This is a genomic window from Streptomyces sp. NPDC030245 (genome assembly GCF_055572995.1).
This window is the reverse complement of record NZ_JBVICF010000008.1, coordinates 300278-318128: the sequence shown is the minus strand read 5'-3', so window position 1 is coordinate 318128 and position 17851 is coordinate 300278. Positions and strand designations below refer to the sequence as shown.

Genomic DNA, 17851 nt, shown 5'->3' with positions numbered 1-17851 from the left:
CGAAAAAACCCCCCCCGTAACAAAAAATTCCCCCCCTTCCCCTCTTTCGGGTGGCACACCCCCCCCCCCCCCCCCCCGCCACCTGCATGACCGCATACGTTCGTCCCGCTGCTAGCCGCCGGCCCAACGGCGGCTCACCGAACGGGAGATCGGGGGTGCGCTCGTGCGCGTCGGACTGCTTACGGAGGGTGGCTATCCGTATGTGAGCGGTGAGGCGGGGCTCTGGTGCGACCGGCTCGTCCGTGGGCTCGGACAGCACGAGTTCGACATCTACGCGCTCAGCCGCGGCGAGCGGCAGGAGGCGCGGGGTCTGGTCGAACTCCCGCCGCACGTCGCCCGGGTGCGCACGGCGCCGCTGTGGACCGTCGACGACGAGGCGCTCCGTGCCGCGGGGCCCCGCGGCGGTCGCGGACGGCGCGCACGGCGCAGGTTCGCCGAGTGCTTCGGGGAGCTGGTGGGGGCGGTGTGTCTGGGCGGGCAGGGCGGGGCGGGGAGCTCCGGCCATGCGGTGGGGGGCTCGGGAGGCGGGTGCGGTGATGCGGCGGGCGGCTCGGGGGGCGGGCGCGGCGGTATGGCCGAGGGTCCGGGAGACCGGCGCAACGATGTGGCGGGCAGCCCCGGAGGTGGGCGCGGTGATATGGCGGACCGTTTCGGCAACGCTCTGTACGGGCTCGCCGAACTCGCCCGTGACCAGGGCGGACTGGCCGGCGCGCTGCGTTCCGAAACCGCCGTCCGCGCGCTGGAGAGCGCGTGCCGCGCGCCCGGCGCGCTGCGCGCCGCCCACGCCGCACGGCTGCCCGACCTGCTCACCGTCGCGGGCCTGATCGAGCGCGCCCTGCGGCCGCTCTCCCTCGACTGGTACGGGGCCGACGGCCTCGGTGCCGTCGACCTCTGCCACGCGACGTCCGGCGGCACCGCGGCGCTGCCGGGACTGCTGGCCGGGCACTTCGCCGGCGTGCCGTTACTCGTCACCGAGTACGGCGCGCGGCCCCGGGCGCGCCACCTCGCCGCGGGCGACGCGGAGCTCAGCGCGCCGGCCCGCGCGCTGCTCGCCTCCTTCCACGGCCTCCTCGCCGCCGAGGTGTACCGCGGGGCCACGCTCGTCACCCCCGGCGACGGCCACGCCCGGCGCTGGCAGGAGCGCCGCGGCGCCGACCGCGCCAAGCTGCGCACCGTCTACCCCGGCACGGAGGCCGCCCCCTTCTCGGAGATCGGAGAGGGCGGCTATGACGACTGCGCCGCCGGCCCCGGCACGCTGCTGTGGGCCGGCCGCATCGAGCCCGCCAAGGACCTGGTCTCACTGCTCCACGCCTTCCGGGAGATCCGCGAGGAGGTGCCCGGGGTGCGCCTGCGGATCGTCGGCGCCCCCGCGGAAGGGCCCGAGGCCCAGGCGTACGACGCACACTGCCGGGCCCTCGCCGCCGAGCTCTTCCCCGACGAGGCGCCGGGCGCGCACTCCGCGGGGGAGAACCCCGTCTCCTTCGAGCAGGCGTCCGGACTCACCGACGCGTACGCCTCCGCGGGCGTCGTCGTCCTGTCGAGCGTCTTCGAGGGCTTCCCGGACGGCCTGGTCGAGGCGATGCTCTGCGGGCGCGCGACCGTCTCGACGGACGTCGGCGCGGTGGCCGAGGTCATCGGCGGCACGGGACTCGTCGTACCGCCGCGCGATCCGCGGGCGCTCGCGGCGGCGTGCGTGACGCTGCTGCGCGACCCCGAGCGCCGTGCGCGCCTGGGCGCGGCGGCGCGGGCGCGGGCCCTCGAACTCTTCACCGTCGAGCAGAACGTCGCGGCGCTCCGAAGCATTTACCTGGAGATCGTCTCGCACTGCCCGGTGCGCAGGGACGCGGTGGACGAGGCGGGCGAGCCGGTGCCGTTCGCGAACCCGGCGGAGGCGTATCTCCCGGGGCGGTGGGCGGTCGCGGCGGGCCGGACGGCCGGTGCGGAGCCGGGGGCCGAGGGCGGCGGTGTACCGAGCTGGGCCGTGCCGGAAGAGGCCGCGCCGGAAGGGGACACGCCGGAAGGCGCCGCGCCGGGCGCGGAGTTGAGGGAGGCCGCCGTATGAGCCGTACGACCCGTATGAGTCGCGTCCAGCCGAGCCGTATGCAGCCGAGTCGCGCGCAGCGACGAGACGGCGTGGGCCTGAGCGACAGCGACGCCGGGGGCGCCACCTGCGATGACGGCGACAGCGGCTGGGACGCGCGCGGCAAGGGCGGACGCAGGGGTGGACACGGCAGCCACGGCAGCCGCGCCACCGCCGACCCCGTGAAGGCCCTCATGCACCGCCACCGCGAGCTGTGCGAGCGCGCCGTCGACCCGCTGGAGATCGCGGCGGGCCTGGAGGAGCACGGCATCACCGACCGCGCGGCCGCCCGCTTCCGGCACCGCGACGTGTTCGCGCTGGCCGAGGAGATGTACGCGCGCGTTCCGCACGCGGAGAGCGAGGGCACGACCAGCGAGGGCGCGGGTGCGGGCGGCCGCGCGCACCGGGCGCCCGAAGTGCCGCGCGGCTGGGCCCTGTTCGCCTTGCTGCCCGGCGCCGTATGCGCGGCATCCGTGGCCGCGCTCGGCATCGGGGGCATCGGTGAGGGGAGCGCGCGGTATGTGATCGCGCCCCTCGGGGCGCTCGCCGTGGGCGTGGCCCTGCACATCGCCCTGCGGCACGGGCCGTTGCGGACCGTCGTCCGCCAACCGCGGGCCACGCGCGCGTGGATGTGCTGGCTCCTCGCGTACGCCCTGCTCGGCGACGGGCTGCTCGCGGGTGTCGTGGCGGGCGGACCAAGTGGGCAGGGCGGACCGGGTGGATCGGGCGGACCGGGCGGGCCCGGTGACCTCTGGGACCCGGCGTTCGCCGCGCTCCTCGGTCTCGCCCTGGCCGTCGCGCCCGCGATCTGGTGCGCCCGCCTCTTCGCGGTACGGGCCGCGGCACGGCTCGCCGCCAGCCGCGGGCTCGACGACTTCGCCGCCTCCGTGCGGCCGCTGCTGTGCGGCGTGTTCGCCCTCTTCCAGGGGGCGCTCGTGGCGCTGCTCGCGCTGGCACACGCGCTGCTCGGCGGCGCGGCCGGCGCAGGCACCGACCAGGGCACCGGCCCGAGCGCCGGCTTGAGCGCCGGCCTGAGCGCCGGCCCGGGCGGCGGGGTGCCCGCCTTCGTCGGGGCCGCCGCCCTCGGAGCGCTCCTGCTGCTCGCGCGGCTGCTCGGCGTCCACGGCTTCAGCCGCGCCCCCGCCCTGCTGCTCGGCGCCGCAGGCACCTTCGAAGCGGCCGCCTTGGCCCTGGTGTTCGCGGGCCGGCTGCCCGGCTGCGACGCGTTGGCCCTGCCGGTCACGGGCGCCGTCGACGCGTGGGGCCCCGGCGTCGTACCGGCCGCCGCCTGCGGTGCCGCCGCCCTCGTCCTCCTGGCCCACGCGGCCAGGACCCTGACCCTGGCCTCCGCGCACGCCGGCTCCCGTGCCGCGCCGTGAGCCACCACCCACAGACCGGCACGGCCGGCGAGACCACCAAGACCACCGAGACCACTCTCCCGCGGGGCCGACACCGCGGGCCCGACCCCGTGCACCACGGCAACCCTCCCGAAGGAGAAAGACAGATGACCACCCGCAGCCGTCTCCGCCACCGAGCGGCCACCCAGGGAGGCGCCCGATGAGGGTGCTGCTGATCGGAGCCAACGGATACCTCGGCCGGTTCGTCGCCGACCGGCTGCTCGCCGACCCGGCGGTGCAGCTCACCGCACTCGGCCGCGGCGACGACTCGGACGTACGGTTCGACCTCGCCAGCGGAAGCCCCGGCGCGCTCACGCGCTTCCTGGACGCCGTGCACCCGGGCGTCGTCATCAACTGCGCCGGCGCGACCAGGGGCGGCGCCCGCGACCTGACCCGGCACAACACCGTCGCCGTCGCCACCATCTGCGAGGCCCTGCGGCGCAGCGGCTGCGGGGCGCGCCTCGTGCAGCTGGGCTGCGGCGCGGAGTACGGGCCGAGCCAGCCGGGCTCCTCGACGGCCGAGGACGCGGTGCCGCGGCCCGGCGGGCCCTACGGCGTCAGCAAGCTGGCCGCCACCGAGCTGGTCCTCGGCTCCGGGCTCGACGCCGTCGTCCTGCGGGTCTTCTCGCCCGCCGGGCCCGGCACGCCCGCCGGATCGCCCCTCGGGCGGCTCGCGGAGGCCATGCGGCGCGCCATGCAGGCGGGGGACGGCGAGCTCAAGCTCGGCGGGCTCGGCGTGCAGCGGGACTTCGTCGACGTACGCGACGTGGCGCGCGCCGTGCACGCCGCCTCGCTCTCCGCCGCGCAGGGCGTCGTGAACATCGGCGCGGGCCGGGCCGTGCGCCTGCGGGACGCCGCCGCCGTGCTGGCCCGCGTCGCCGGATACGGCGGAACGCTGCACGAGCTCGACCAAGTGCCCATGCGGACATCCATCGGGCACCCCCGCGGCGAATCCGAGCACGGGCTGCCGGCCGCTGCCGCGTACCCCTACCCGGACGGCTGCGGCAGCTGGCAGCAGGCCGACGTGCGCACCGCGCGCGACCGGCTCGGCTGGCGGCCCCGCATCAACCTCGAAGAGTCACTCGCCGACATCTGGATGGAGGCCGCATGCCGCATCTGACCAGAACCACCAGGAACACCGCGAGCACCGAGGTACGCGTCGGCTTCGGCATTCCCGGCCTCGCCCACCCGCTCGTCGCCCCCGGCGAATGGTCCAGGATCACCCGGCCGGGCACCCCTTTGAAGTGGGTCGTCCTCAATGTGGCGAACGGTCCGGGCGAGCGGCCCGACCCGCACTGCCTGGAGGCGGCGGGCCGGCTGCGGAACGCGGGCGTCCGGGTGCTCGGGCACCTCGACACGACGTACGGCGCCCGCTGCTTCGGAGAGCTGGTCTCCGACGCGCACCGCTACCTCGACTGGTACCAGGTCGACGGCTTCTCCCTGGACCGCTGCCCGACGGAACGGGCCGCGCTCCCGGAGGTGCGCAGGACGGTCGCGACCCTGCGAGCCCTGATCGACGACGCGCACATCGTGCTCGGCCACGGCACCCATCCGTACCCCGGATACGCCGAGACGGGCGACCAGTTGGTGACCTTCTCCGGCCCGTGGAGCGACTACCGCTGGTCACAGGTGGCCGAGTGGACCGCCGACTACCCGCCCGAGCACTTCTGCCACTTCGTGCACGGCATGCCGCGCGGCCACCTCGACGAGGCGCTGCGCATCGCACGCTGGCAGGGCGCCTCGACGATCTACTTCACGGACCGCGTGGACGGCGGCGGTCCGGGCGACCCCTGGGAGTCCATGCCCGGTTACTGGGACGAAATCGTCTCGCGTATCGGAACAGGTGTCTCGGAATGAAGAAGGGCGTGGCAGTGTTACTTGCAGAACAACCGTTCCGCATTACCGACCAACGGAGTCCCCGTGTCGCTGCCACCCCTGGTCGAGCCCGCATCCGAGCTCACCGTCGATGAGGTTCGCAGGTACTCCCGCCACCTGATCATCCCCGACGTCGGGATGGACGGGCAGAAGCGGCTGAAGAACGCCAAGGTGCTGTGTGTCGGCGCCGGTGGCCTCGGGTCGCCGGCGCTGATGTACCTGGCCGCGGCCGGTGTCGGCACGCTCGGCATCGTCGAGTTCGACGAGGTCGACGAGTCCAACCTCCAGCGCCAGATCATCCACAGCCAGGCGGACATCGGCCGCTCCAAGGCGGAGTCCGCCAAGGACTCGGTCCTCGGCATCAACCCGTACGTGAACGTGGTCCTGCACGAAGAGCGGCTCGAGGCCGACAACGTGATGGACATCTTCGGCCAGTACGACCTGATCGTCGACGGCACGGACAACTTCGCCACGCGTTACCTGGTCAACGACGCGTGCGTGCTCCTCAACAAGCCGTACGTGTGGGGCTCCATCTACCGCTTCGACGGCCAGGCCTCCGTCTTCTGGAGCGAGCACGGTCCGTGCTACCGCTGCCTCTACCCGGAGCCCCCGCCGCCCGGCATGGTCCCCTCCTGCGCCGAGGGCGGCGTGCTCGGCGTGCTGTGCGCGTCGATCGGCTCCATCCAGGTCAACGAGGCCATCAAGCTCCTCGCGGGCATCGGCGAGCCGCTCGTCGGCCGCCTGATGATCTACGACGCCCTGGAGATGCAGTACCGCCAGGTCAAGGTCCGCAAGGACCCCGACTGCGCGGTCTGCGGCGAGAACCCCACCGTCACCGAGCTCATCGACTACGAGGCCTTCTGCGGCGTCGTGTCCGAGGAGGCCCAGGAGGCGGCGGCCGGTTCGACGATCACTCCCAAGCAGCTCAAGGAGTGGATCGACGCGGACGAGAAGATCGAGATCATCGACGTCCGCGAGCAGAACGAGTACGAGATCGTCTCGATCCCCGGCGCCAAGCTGATCCCGAAGAACGAGTTCCTGATGGGCACCGCCCTCCAGGACCTCCCGCAGGACAAGAAAATCGTCCTGCATTGCAAGACGGGTGTCCGCAGTGCGGAAGTCCTCGCGGTCCTGAAGTCCGCGGGCTTCGCGGACGCGGTGCACCTCGGCGGCGGTGTCATCGGCTGGGTCAACCAGATCGAGCCGGAGAAGCCGGTCTACTAGGCGCAGCGCCTGGACGGAGACGGGCCCGCACCTTCGCAGGTGCGGGCCCGTCCGCGTGTCCGGCTCTCAGGACGCGCAGACCTTGCCGTCCTTCGGGGCCCTGCCGTCCAGCAGATACGTGTCGATCGCGCCGTCCACGCAGTCGCTGCCGTTGCCGTACGCCCCGTGGCCCTCGCCCTTCCAGGTCAGGTGGACGCCGACGCCCTTGCCGAGCTCGTCCGCCATCTTGCGGGCGCCCTCGTAGGGCGTCGCGGGGTCGCCGGTGTTGCCGACGACGAGGATCGGGGCGGCGCCGGGCGCGCTCACCTCGGGGGAGTCGTGCAGCCCGGCCACCGGCCACTCGTGGCACCAGCCCGCCGTGTCCCAGCCAAGGAACTCCCCGAAGACCGGCGATATCCCGCGGAACCGGTCCAGGCGCTTCTTCGCCTCCGCCGGAGTGGTCCGCGCCTTGGCGTCCAGGCAGGAGATAGCCCGCTGGGAGTGGCCCTGCGTGCTGTAGCGGCCCGAGGCGTCGCGTTCGTTGTACGCGTCGGCGAGCTGGAGCAGTGCCGAGCCGTCGCCCTTCTCGGCGTCCTCCAGACCGCGGGTGAGCGCGGGCCAGGTCTGCTTGCTGTAGAGGGTGACCAGGATGCCGGTGTGCGCGAGCGACTCGGTGAGCTTCCGGTCGCCCGAGGCGCGCATCGGCTCGGCGTCCAGGCGGTCGAACAGCTTCTCTATCTTCGCGGAGCCCGCCTTCGGGTCCTGGCCGCGGGACGTGAAGTAGTTGTCGAGGGCGCGCTGGAAGCCCCTCGCCTGGTTCTCCGCGTGGCCGATCGAGTCCGCGCTCGGGTCGACGACCGCGTCGAAGACGGCGCGGCCCACCTTCTTCGGGAACAAGTGGGCGTAGACGCCGCCGAGTTCCGTGCCGTACGAGACGCCGAAGTAGTGCAGCTTCTCGTCGCCGAGGACCTGGCGCATGACGTCCATGTCACGGGCCGCGTCCTCCGTCGAGATGTGCTCGATGAGCTTCTTCGAGCCCCGCGCGCAGCCCGCGCCGAAGTCCGCCGCGTCCTTGAAGTAGGCCTTCTCCTCGGCCGGGGTGTCCGGTGTGAGGTCGACCTTCTTCTCGGCGGCCTGCGTCGCCCTGTCGTCGCGGCAGCGCACGCCCTCGCTGGCCGCGACGCCGCGCGGGTCGAAGCTCACCAGGTCGTACCGCTCGCGCAGCGCGTCGTACGAGTCCGCGAAGGAGGGGAGGCCGGAGACACCCGACCCGCCGGGCCCACCGAAGTTGAAGAGGAGGGAGCCGATGCGGTCGCCCTTGCCCGTGCTCCTGGCGCGGATCAGGGCGATGCCTATCGTCTCGCCGTCCGGCTTGCCGTAGTCCAAGGGGACCTTGAGCGTCGAGCACTGCCACTCGGCTCCCGGGGCGCTGCCTCCCTCGGGCGCCTCGCAGCGGCGCCAGTCCAGCTTCTGGGAGGTCAGCGAGGCGGGCAGGGTGGAGGAGGGATCCGGCTTCGGCCGCGGCTCGGGAGCGGTCGCCGAGGGGCCCTTTCCGTCGCTCCGGTCCCCGCCGTCCTCGCCGTCGTCGGACGAGCCACAGCCGGCGGCCAGGCCCGCCACCAGCACTCCCGCGGCGGCCAGGGCCGCGGACCGTACAAAACGCTGCATAGAAGCGCTTCCCCCCTTGGAAGACAGTTCAGGCCATAGTAGGCGGGGCCTGTGCCAACGCTCGGCGGGCCCGCCCGCTGCGTGCTCCCGAGCGCTCAGGAGCAGACCGTTCCCGCCTTCGGAACCGTCCCCTTCAGCAGATAGCCGTCCACGGCGTCCCGCACGCACTTGTTCTTGCTGTCGTACGCCCCGTGCCCCTGGCCCTTGTACGTCAGCTCGACGCCGACGCCCTCGCCGAGCGCCCGCGCCATCTTGCGGGCGCCCTCGTACGGCGTGGCCGGGTCGCCGGTGTTGCCGATGACGACGACGGGCGGGGCGCCCTGCGCGCTCACGTCGGGGTGGTCGGCCTGGCCCTCGACCGCCCAGTCGGTGCATCCGACCATGCCCCACGCCAGATAGTCGCCGAACAGCGGTGAGGCCTTGCGGAACTCGGGCAGCTTCTTCTCGACGTACTCCGTGCTGTAACGCGCCTTGTCGTCCGCGCAGTTGATGGCGACGTTGGCGGACTGGATGTTGTTGTACTCGCCGTCCTCGCTCCGCCCGTTCATCGAGTCGGAGAGTGCCATCAGGATCTTGCCGTCGCCCTCGTAGGCCTCTTCGAGGCCCTGGGTGAGGTATGGCCAAAAATCTTTGGAGTACAGGGCCTGTGCGATGCCGTTCATCGCGGCGGCCTGCGTCAGTTCGCGGGGCGGCAGGCCGGAGATCGGCTTGCTGTCCAGGTCCTTCAGGAGCTTCGCGATCCGCTCCTTGACGTCCTTCTCCGTGTCCCCGACGGGGCAGTCCGCCTCCTGGGACGTGCAGTCCTTCGCGAAGTTGTCGAGCGCCAGCTGGAAACCCTCGGCCTGCCCGAGCGAGCCCTGTTCGGCGTCCTGCGTGGGGTCGACGACCGCGTCGAAGACGGCCCGGCCCACCTTCTTCGGGAACAAGTGTGCGTAGACGCCGCCGAGTTCGGTGCCGTACGAGATGCCGAAGTAGTGCAGCTTGTCGTCGCCGAGCACCTGGCGCATCAAGTCCATGTCGCGGGCCGCGTCGATGGTGCGGACGTGCGGGAGCGTCTTGCCGGCGTTCTTCTCGCAGCCGTTGTTGAAGTCCTTCACGCTGTCGACGAGCTTCTTCTTCTCGGCGTCGTCGTCCGGCGTGGAGTCCTGCTGGAAGTACGCGTCGAGCGCGTCGTCGTCCTTGCACTCGATGCCCGCGCTGCGGCCGACGCCGCGCGGGTCGAAACTCACCAGGTCGTAGCGGGTGCGCAGCTTGGCGTAGTCCTCGCCGAAGGCGGGCAGCGTGGTGATGCCCGAGCCGCCGGGGCCACCGAAGTTGAAGACGAGGGACCCGATGCGGTCCCCCTTGTCGCCGCTCGTCGCCGCCTTGATCAGCGCGATGTCGATCGTGTCGCCCTTGGGCTTCGCCCAGTCGAGAGGCGCCTTCATGGTGGCGCACTGCCACTTGGCGCCGCCCGGCAGCGGCGACGGGGCGTCACCGCCGCCCTCGGAGGCGGCGGGCGCGGGGCAGTCCTTCCAGCTCAGCTTCTGAGCCGACAGGTCCTCGTCCTTGGAATCGCCGCCGCCGCACGCCGCGAGCGTGGCGGACAGAAGCAGGGTGGCGGCGGCCAGAGCGGTGGCGCGCGGCTGGGACTGTGTGGGCATGTGCTCATCCTGAAGGGGGACCCGGCGGGACGCTCGGGGCGCGGGCCGTGTGGGTGAGAAATCAGCCACAGCCCGGAGGCTCTGCACCCTCGGGGACAGCCCGCAGGGTCAGAGCAGCCCCTTCCTTGTCAGGTGGTTGAAGAACAGCCACCCAGGAAGCACCGGCAGCCACAGTGTCAGGAGCCGGTAGAGCAGCACCGCGGGCGCCGCCACGTCCTTGGGGACACCCACCGCGATCAGACCGAGGGTCAGCGTCGCCTCGACCGCGCCCACGCCTCCGGGAGTAGGCGCCGCCGACCCCAGGGCGTTGCCCGCGAGGAAGACGACCGCGACGCTCGCGAGGCTCAGCGACGTCATCTGTTCGTTGCCGAAGGCCCGCACCGAAGCGTCCAGACAGAGCACGAACATCAGGGTGAGCAGCAGCATCCCGCCGATGCCGGTGAGCAGCTTCTGCGGCCGTTGCAGCACGTCCAGCATGCGGGGCACGACACCGGCGAAAAGCGACCGCACGCGCGTGACGACGAATTTCCGCAGGAACGGGATGGCCGTCACCACGAGGACGAGGACCGCGACCGACAGCAGACCGGCGATGACGGTACGGGACGGCGTGAACGACGGCGTCTTCTCCGTTCCCGTCAGATAGCCGAAGATCAGCAGCAGCAGGATGTGCGAACCGAGCCCGAAGAGCTGCGAGGCGCCGACGCTCGCCACCGCGAGCCCCGAGCGCACCCCCGACCGCTGGAGGAACCGGGTGTTCAGCGCGACACCGCCGACCGCCGCGGGCGCCACGATCTTCACGAACGAGCCGGCGACCTGCGCCGCCACCGCCCGCAGGAACGGCACCCGCTCCGGCACGAAGCCGAGCAGGCTCATCGCCGCCGCGAAGTAGCTCAGCGCGGAGAAGCCCACGGCCGCCGCCACCCAGCCCCACTCCGCCTCCTGGAAGAGGGTGCCGAATTCGACGTGCGTGAGCTGCGACAGCAGGAAGTACGCGCCGATGGCACCGGCGATGAAACTGATCAGCGTGCGCGGCCTGATCCGCTCCAGCTGCGCGGGCTCGACCGGTGCCGTCGGGCGGATGAGCAGCACCTGGTGCCGGATCTGGGTGAGCAGATCCTCCTCGCGGGCCTGTTCCAGGGCGTCGTCTATGGCCTGCTTCTCGGCCTGCCGCTCCTGCTTGGCCGCCTGCTTCTCCTGCTTCTGGGCCTGCTTGTCCGACTGGCCGTCCGCGGCGACCTGCGCGCGCACGTGCTGCCGGGACTTGCGGGAGGCCTCCAGGACGGCCTCGCGCTCGCGCTGGGACCGTTCCCGGGCCAGCCTGGCCAGCGTGGAGCGGGTGGAGCGGGTCAGGGCGATGGGCTGCAACAGCGGCAGGCAGTCGGCGACCGCGTCCGGGCCGAGGACCTCGACGGCGGCGGCGACCGCCCGCTCGGCGCCCACCCGCAGGCCGAGGGCGGTCAGGAGCTGGGCGATGTCGATGCGCAGGACCAGGTCGCCCGCGGCGATCTCGCCGCCGCGCAGGTCCGTGAGGATCACGGTGCCGGAACGATCCACCAGAATCGCGTCGCCCGCGAGTCTGCGGTGCGCGATACGACGGGACTGCAACGCCTGCACCTGCCGCCAGGTGTCGCACAGCAGTTCGTCGGTGATGGCCTCGTCCGGCAGGGAGTCCAGGGAGCGGCCGCCCGTGTGCTCGTAGACGAGCATCACGGCGTCGGGGCCGAGCTCGGAGGTGGCGATCAGCTTGGGCGCGTTCGCACCGGCCGCGATGGCCGCGTACGCGAGCAGGGCCTCCTGCTCCAGGGCCTGGCGCAGCGACTGAAGGCTGCGCCGCTGGGTGATGCCCCGCAGGGTGAGCCTGCGCCAGACGCGGTAGAAGAAGCCCTGTGCCTGCTGCTCGCGGTCGATGACCGTGACGTCGAGGGGCGGGCCGTCCTCCAGGGTGACGAAATAGCGTCGGCCCCGGTCGCCGTGGTCGCTGTCCGGCGCCTCCTCGCGGGCGGCGCTCACGGGGCGGAAGCCGACGTGCCGCAGGCCCACGAGCAGGGTCTGCCCGGTTGGACGTACGTTCGGCGAGCCGACCGCGTAGAGCGTCCCGTACGCCACGGCCCAGCCGATGAGCACCGTGAGGATGATCGAGAACGGCGTCGTGTAGCCGGTGACGAGCATCGTGAACGCGTCGAGCAGCAGCACCACGAACAGCACCAGGCGCCAGCGCGGCCTGCGGGACATGCCCACGGCCGTCATGTACGCGATGACCGGCGCGAGATAGCCGTGCACCGGGTCGGTGAACGCGTGGAGGTCGGCCGGGGACGGCTTGGTCAGCGCGTCCTGGATGGAGCCGGGGGCGGCCTTCGCGACCCAGAGGTCGGTGGCCAGCGTCACACCGTGCGCGAGCACGGCGGCCAGCACACCGTCCGCGATGCGGAGCCCGTCCCGTTTGATCAGCCGCTCGATGGCGAACGCCACGGGCACGAGCAGCACACCGATGCTGGCGACCAGTCCTGCGACCTTGATCAGCAGATCGGGCGCCTGCTCCGTGCCCTTGTCGATGTCCTGTTCGAGCCCGGACGTCGTGCCGTGTGCGAACGCGGCGATGGCCAGGAGCACCGCGATGGCGAGGACGCCGACGAGGAGCCGCATGAGGTCGGAGGGGCGGTGCACGCGCGCGGCGAGGAGCGGTTCGTCCCCGGCGACGCGGTCGCTGTGCGCCCCGGATCCGGCGCCGTCGGACCCCTGGCCGAGGTCGTCACCGACGCCGTGTCCGACGCCTTGCTCCCCGTCGTTCTCGCTGGTCAGGGCGGTCTCACCGGTGTCCGGGTGTGACTCGGACGCAGAGGTGCCCGCCTTCTTATCGGGATGCACGCCCTGCCGCTCCGTCGTCTCTTCTTGATCTCGTATCACCAGTCACCGCCCGCACGATGGTGGCATGTCCTGCTCGTGGAGGGAGGCATCAGGGGGCAACGCGAGGCTGCGAAGTGGTCACGAAACGACACTTTGCGCCCTGCCGCGCGGGCCGCGGCACGCTCTGTGCCGAGCCTGTCACCGTGTCGGTGGGGTACGGCAGGATGGTCCGGATGAGCGAGTTGCCGGAGTACGCGGAACGGGTCCTGGAGGTCGCGGAACTGATCCCTCCGGGTCGGGTGATGACCTACGGGGACGTGGCCGAGTGGCTGGAGGAGGGCGGCCCCCGCCAGGTCGGACGCGTGATGGCCCTCTACGGAGGAGGCGTTCCGTGGTGGCGCGTGGTGCGCTCGGACGGCGTGCTGCTGCCCGGGCACGAGCTGCGGGCCCTGGAGCGGTACCACGAGGAGGGCACACCGCTGCGACAGGCGTCGCGCGCCGCCCAGGGGCACGTTCCGAAGCTCGACATGCGCAGGGCCCGGTGGGACGGCGGCGGGGGTGAGGATGCCGCTGGGGGCGTGGCAGACGACGTCGCCGGGGGCGTGGCCGGCGGCGCGGCCGGGGGCGATGCCGTTGGTCACACATGCCCGCGGGTTCCGCCGGCTCCGGAGGCTCACACCTGACAGCTTCCGGCATCCGGTGGCCATGCGGGGGACCGGTGGCCCGTACGGGGGAAGCCACGCGTCCTCCGCGCCCACTGGCGTAGCGTCGACAGCACGCGTCCCCTTCACCCCGCGGCCACCGCGCAGCCGCTCATCGACCAGCACACCCACCAGGACCGGCGACCCACGTGAGTTCCCCCTCTTCCACTCGGCACATCCGGCACCCGTCGCACCACCCGGTACGACAGGGGACCCGGGACGTCTACCGACTGGTGCGCACACCGCCGGCCCCGATGGATCCCCCTCGCTTGGACGCAGGTCAGCGGGGTGTGGTTGACCACAAGCAGGGACCGCTGCTGGTCCTGGCGGGGCCCGGCACGGGCAAGACGACCACCCTTGTGGAGGCCGTCGCCGCGCGTGTCGCCGAGGGCGGCGACCCCGCGCGGATCCTGGTGCTCACCTTCAGCCGCAAGGCCGCGGTGGAGCTGCGCGACCGCATGGCGCTGCGCATAGGGGCGGCGAACGCCCCCCAGGCCACCACGTTCCACTCCTTCTGCTACGCCCTCGTCCGCGCCCATCAGGACGCCGAGCTGTTCGTGGAGCCGCTGCGCCTCCTGTCGGGCCCCGAACAGGACGTGGCGGTACGCGAACTGCTCGCCGGCCAGATCGACCTCGCGCAGGAGGGCCACGGTCACATCCGCTGGCCGGACGAGCTGCGTGCCTGTCTCACCACCCGCGGCTTCGCCGACGAGGTCCGCGCGGTCCTCGCCCGCAGCCGCGAGCTGGGCCTCGGCCCGGACGCCCTGGACGCCTTCGCCCGCCGCAGCGGACGGCCCGACTGGGGGGCGGCGGCGGCCTTCCTCGCCGAGTACCTGGACGTGCTCGACCTGCAAGGAGTGCTCGACTACGCGGAACTGGTGCACCGCGCGGTGCTGCTCGCGCGCCGCCCCGAGGCGGCGCGGGCGCTCGGCGGGCAGTACGACGCGGTCTTCGTGGACGAGTACCAGGACACCGACCCGGCGCAGGTACGGCTGCTGCACGCGCTGGCCGGCGGCGGACGCACCCTCGTCGCCTTCGGCGACCCGGACCAGTCGATCTACACGTTCCGGGGCGCCGATGTGAACGGCATCCTGGAGTTCCCGCACGCCTTCCCGCGCGCGGACGGCAGCCCGGCGCCGGTCGCGGTCCTGACGACGTCCCGCCGGTCGGGCGCACAGCTCCTCGCGGCCACGCGACTGCTCACCCGGCGCATGCCGTTGACCCGGCTGCCTGCGGAGAAGGTACGGGCCCACCGGGAGCTGTCGCCGGTCAGGGACGGCGGCGGCGTCGAGGTGTACACGTACCCGACCGCCGGCACGGAGCTCGACAACATCGCGGACATCCTGCGCCGCGCGCACCTGGAGGACGGTGTCCCCTGGGGAGAGATGGCGGTCCTGGTCCGGGCGGGCGCCCGCACGATCCCCGCGGTGCGCCGCAGCCTCAGCGCGGCCGGCGTCCCCCTGGAGATCGACGGCGACGACATCGCCCTGCGCCACGAGCCGGCGGTGACACCATTGCTGACGGCGCTGCGGGTGGTGGCGACGGCGGTTGTTTCGGAGACGGTTGATTCGGGGGTGGCTGATACAGCGACGGCTGCTGCCGAGGCGGAGGCGGCTGCTCCGGAGAGCGCGGAAGGCGCCACCCTGGGCGCGGAAGCCCCCGCGCCCGACGCGCAAGCCGCGCCCGGCACCGAACCCACCACCCCCGCCTGGCTCGACACCGAGACCGCGCTTGCCCTGCTCACCTCCCCCCTGGCCGGCATGGACGCGGCCGACCTGCGCCGGCTGGGCCGCGCCCTGCGCGAGGAGGAGCGTGCGGCGGGCAACCACCTGCCGCCGCCCTCCGACGAACTCCTCGCCCGCGCCCTCGCCGAGCCGGAGCGGCTCGTCGCGCACGATCCGACGTACGCCCGAGGGGCCCAGCGGCTCGGCGCGCTGCTCCGCAAGGCCCGTGAGCGCCTCGCGGGCGGCGGCACCGCCGAGGAGGCGCTGTGGGAGCTGTGGGACGGCACGCCCTGGCCCACGCGCCTGGAGCGCACCGCGCGCCGCGGCGGCGCGGCCGGCCGCAACGCCGACCGCGACCTCGACGCGGTGTGCGCCCTGTTCGCCGCGGCGGCCCGCGCGGAGGAGCGCACGGGCGGCCGCGGCGCCCTGAACTTCCTGGAGGAGACCGAGGCGCAGGACATCGCCGCGGACACCCTCACGCGCCGGGCGGCACGCCCCGATGCCGTACGGCTGATGACGGCGCACCGCTCCAAGGGCCTGGAGTGGCGGCTCGTCGTGGTCGCGGGCGTCCAGGAAGGCCTCTGGCCCGACCTGCGCCGCCGCGGCTCCCTCCTGGAGGCCGACCGCATCGGCCGGGACGGCCTCGCCGAACCGCTGACGCCCGGGGCGCTCCTCTCCGAAGAGCGCCGTTTGTTCTACGTGGCCGCCACGCGCGCGCGTGAACGCCTCGTCGTGACAGCGGTGAAGGCACCGGCGGACGACGGCGACCAGCCTTCTCGTTTCCTCACCGAACTCGGCGTCGAGCCGAAGGACATAACGGGCCGCCCGCGCCGCCCCCTGTCCGTCGCCGCACTCGTCGCCGAGCTGCGCGCCACCACGGTCGACCCGCGGGTCTCGGAGACCCTGCGCGAGGCGGCGGCCCAGCGCCTGGCCCGCCTCGCGGCGCTCAGCGACGCCGACGGCCGCCCCCTGGTGCCGGCCGCGCACCCCTACCGCTGGTGGGGCATGTACGAACCGACGGCGAGCGAGGTCCCCCTGAGGGACCGCGACAAGCCTGTCGTGCTCTCCGGCAGCGCACTCGACCAGCTCGCCAACACGTGCTCCCTACAGTGGTTCCTCGGCCGCGAGGTGAAGGCGGACGCCCCGGCGACCGCCGCCCAGGGCTTCGGCAACGTGGTGCACGTCCTGGCCGACGAGGTGGCCTCCGGGCGCACCCCCGCCGACCTCGCCGTCCTCATGGAGCGCCTCGACTCCGTGTGGGACGCGCTCGCGTTCGACGCCCCCTGGAAGTCGGCGCAGGAGAAGGAGCACGCGCGCGTGGCGCTGGAGCGCTTCCTCCAGTGGCATGTGATGGACCGCGCGAGCCGCACGCCTGTCGCCAGCGAGCACGACTTCGACGTGACCCTGGAAGCCGGTCCCTACGAAGTACGCGTACGGGGCTCCATGGACCGCGTCGAACAGGACACGGAAGGCCGTGCCTACGTAGTCGACTTCAAGACCGGCAAGCAGGCCCCGACCGCCGCCGAGGTCGCCCGCCACCCGCAGCTCGCCGTCTACCAGCTGGCGGTCCGCGAGGGCGCCGCGGACGAGCTCTTCGAAGGAGTACGCCCAGAGCCGGGCGGCGCCGAACTGGTGCAGCTGCGCCAGGGCGCCGCGAAGAAGAACGGCGGCGAGACCCTTCCGAAGGTGCAGGCCCAGGAGGCCCTCTCCGGAGAGTGGATCGGCGACCTCCTGGCGACGGCCGCGGGCAAGGTCCTCGACGAACGCTTCACACCCACCACGGGCCAGCACTGCACGCACTGCGCATTCCGGACCTCGTGCAGCGCACGCCCGGAGGGCCGTCACGTGGTGGAGTGACCAGGCTGTTGCCCCTGTGGTCACCCCGTGGTCATTGTCACGTCACGTCACCCCGGGGCACAGCACTCCCGGAAGCAATCTAAAGTCTCCGTAAAGACATGCTGTGCACCGGCTGAGGGTGCACCTTTTCGAGGAGAAGCGCGTATATGGCAGCCAACCGGAAGCTCCTGGCAGTGGCCGCGGCGTGTGCCGCCGCCGTCATCGGCGTCACCGGCTGCAGCAGCGACGGCGGCGACAAGGACCCCTTCGACGGGATGAGCGCCGACAAGATCGCTGACAAGGCCTCCAAGGCTTCCAAGGACGCCGGTTCCTTCACGATGAAGGGGCAGATGAAGCAGAAGGGCGAGGTGAGCAACATCGAGTTCGCCGTCGCCGAGTCCGGTGACTGCAAGGGCACGATGGGCTCGCAGAAGTCGGGCACCGCCGAGTTCCTCTCCGTCGGAAAGGTCTCGTACGTCAAGGCCGACGACAAGTTCTGGGAGGGCCAGGGCGGTGGCGCCGCGGCCGAGCTGGTCAAGGGCCGCTGGGTGAAGTCGGGCACCAAGGAGGCCAGCGTCTGCAACCGGGACGACATGTTCAAGTCCGACAAGCTCAAGAACCTGAAGCGTGAGGACGACTCCGAGGTCGACGGCAAGAAGGCCGCCGTCCTCACCCAGAAGAAGGGCAAGGAGACCACCACCTTCTACGTCGCCATGGAGGGCAAGCCCTACTTCCTGAAGGTCACGAACAAGGGCAGCGACGACCCGGGCTCGGTCACCTTCGGCGACTACGGCAAGCCCGTCGACGTGAAGGCCCCGCCGGCCAAGGACGTCGTCGACCCGGAGAAGCTCGCTTCCGGTTCCTGACCCACGCGCCCCAC

Annotated in this window: 11 protein-coding genes; 8 read left to right on the top strand and 3 right to left on the bottom strand. The window is 72.5% G+C overall.

Features of this window, described 5'->3' with window-relative positions; translation table 11 throughout:
* The first annotated feature begins 163 nt into the window (after positions 1-163).
* The 5 genes from ACZ4Z4_RS23015 to moeZ all read left to right on the top strand — a co-directional run bounded on the left by ACZ4Z4_RS23015 (position 164) and on the right by moeZ (position 6576).
* The gene (locus ACZ4Z4_RS23015) at positions 164-2062 is read left to right on the top strand and encodes a DUF3492 domain-containing protein (protein WP_468330158.1); all 1899 of its coding nucleotides are present in this window, start codon (positions 164-166) and stop codon (positions 2060-2062) included.
* Entirely contained in the window at positions 2059-3459 is a 1401-nt protein-coding gene (locus tag ACZ4Z4_RS23010; RefSeq protein ID WP_468330155.1) for a hypothetical protein, read from the top strand. The genes ACZ4Z4_RS23015 and ACZ4Z4_RS23010 overlap by 4 nt, the downstream gene beginning before the upstream one ends.
* 178 nt (positions 3460-3637) lie before the next feature.
* On the top strand, positions 3638-4597 hold the full coding sequence (locus tag ACZ4Z4_RS23005) for an NAD-dependent epimerase/dehydratase family protein (protein ID WP_468330152.1): 960 nt from the start codon (positions 3638-3640) through the stop codon (positions 4595-4597).
* Positions 4585-5334, top strand: a complete 750-nt coding sequence (locus tag ACZ4Z4_RS23000) for a spherulation-specific family 4 protein (protein WP_468330149.1) — start codon at positions 4585-4587, stop codon at positions 5332-5334. The genes ACZ4Z4_RS23005 and ACZ4Z4_RS23000 overlap by 13 nt, the downstream gene beginning before the upstream one ends.
* A 63-nt stretch (positions 5335-5397) precedes the next feature.
* Positions 5398-6576: an adenylyltransferase/sulfurtransferase MoeZ gene (gene moeZ / locus ACZ4Z4_RS22995; RefSeq protein ID WP_468330146.1), complete on the top strand. Its 1179-nt coding sequence runs from the start codon at positions 5398-5400 to the stop codon at positions 6574-6576.
* A 66-nt stretch (positions 6577-6642) separates the two neighbouring features.
* On the opposite strand, the gene ACZ4Z4_RS22990 is transcribed toward moeZ, so the two are convergent.
* The 3 genes from ACZ4Z4_RS22990 to ACZ4Z4_RS22980 all read right to left on the bottom strand — a co-directional run bounded on the left by ACZ4Z4_RS22990 (position 6643) and on the right by ACZ4Z4_RS22980 (position 12770).
* Positions 6643-8223 (bottom strand): alpha/beta hydrolase, encoded by a 1581-nt coding sequence (locus tag ACZ4Z4_RS22990; protein ID WP_468330143.1) that lies wholly within the window; start codon positions 8221-8223, stop codon positions 6643-6645.
* Between the two features lie 95 nt (positions 8224-8318).
* Positions 8319-9866 (bottom strand): alpha/beta hydrolase, encoded by a 1548-nt coding sequence (locus ACZ4Z4_RS22985; protein ID WP_468330140.1) that lies wholly within the window; start codon positions 9864-9866, stop codon positions 8319-8321.
* 108 nt (positions 9867-9974) lie between these two features.
* Positions 9975-12770 carry a lysylphosphatidylglycerol synthase domain-containing protein gene (locus tag ACZ4Z4_RS22980; RefSeq protein WP_468330137.1) on the bottom strand — a complete coding sequence of 932 codons (2796 nt, stop codon included), beginning with the start codon at positions 12768-12770 and terminating at the stop codon, positions 9975-9977.
* A gap of 173 nt (positions 12771-12943) precedes the next feature.
* Between ACZ4Z4_RS22980 and ACZ4Z4_RS22975 the strand changes: the two genes are divergently transcribed.
* The 3 genes from ACZ4Z4_RS22975 (at position 12944) to ACZ4Z4_RS22965 (ending at position 17837) form a co-directional block, all read left to right on the top strand.
* The gene (locus ACZ4Z4_RS22975; RefSeq protein WP_468330134.1) at positions 12944-13393 is read left to right on the top strand and encodes an MGMT family protein; all 450 of its coding nucleotides are present in this window, start codon (positions 12944-12946) and stop codon (positions 13391-13393) included.
* A gap of 167 nt (positions 13394-13560) precedes the next feature.
* Positions 13561-16992, top strand: a complete 3432-nt coding sequence (locus ACZ4Z4_RS22970; RefSeq protein WP_468330131.1) for an ATP-dependent helicase — start codon at positions 13561-13563, stop codon at positions 16990-16992.
* Positions 16993-17138: 146 nt separating this feature from the next.
* Entirely contained in the window at positions 17139-17837 is a 699-nt protein-coding gene (locus ACZ4Z4_RS22965) for a hypothetical protein (protein ID WP_468330128.1), read from the top strand.
* Positions 17838-17851: the final 14 nt, after the last annotated feature.

What these genes read in the sequence shown, in the direction of transcription:
- ACZ4Z4_RS23010 (WP_468330155.1), top strand. Translation starts at nt 2,059, where the DNA reads ATGAGCCGTACGACCCGTATGAGTCGCGTCCAGCCGAGCCGTATGCAG.
- ACZ4Z4_RS23005 (WP_468330152.1), top strand. Translation starts at nt 3,638, where the DNA reads ATGAGGGTGCTGCTGATCGGAGCCAACGGATACCTCGGCCGGTTCGTC.
- ACZ4Z4_RS23000 (WP_468330149.1), top strand. Translation starts at nt 4,585, where the DNA reads ATGCCGCATCTGACCAGAACCACCAGGAACACCGCGAGCACCGAGGTA.
- ACZ4Z4_RS22990 (WP_468330143.1), bottom strand. Translation starts at nt 8,223, where the DNA reads ATGCAGCGTTTTGTACGGTCCGCGGCCCTGGCCGCCGCGGGAGTGCTG.
- ACZ4Z4_RS22985 (WP_468330140.1), bottom strand. Translation starts at nt 9,866, where the DNA reads ATGCCCACACAGTCCCAGCCGCGCGCCACCGCTCTGGCCGCCGCCACC.
- ACZ4Z4_RS22975 (WP_468330134.1), top strand. Translation starts at nt 12,944, where the DNA reads ATGAGCGAGTTGCCGGAGTACGCGGAACGGGTCCTGGAGGTCGCGGAA.
- ACZ4Z4_RS22965 (WP_468330128.1), top strand. Translation starts at nt 17,139, where the DNA reads ATGGCAGCCAACCGGAAGCTCCTGGCAGTGGCCGCGGCGTGTGCCGCC.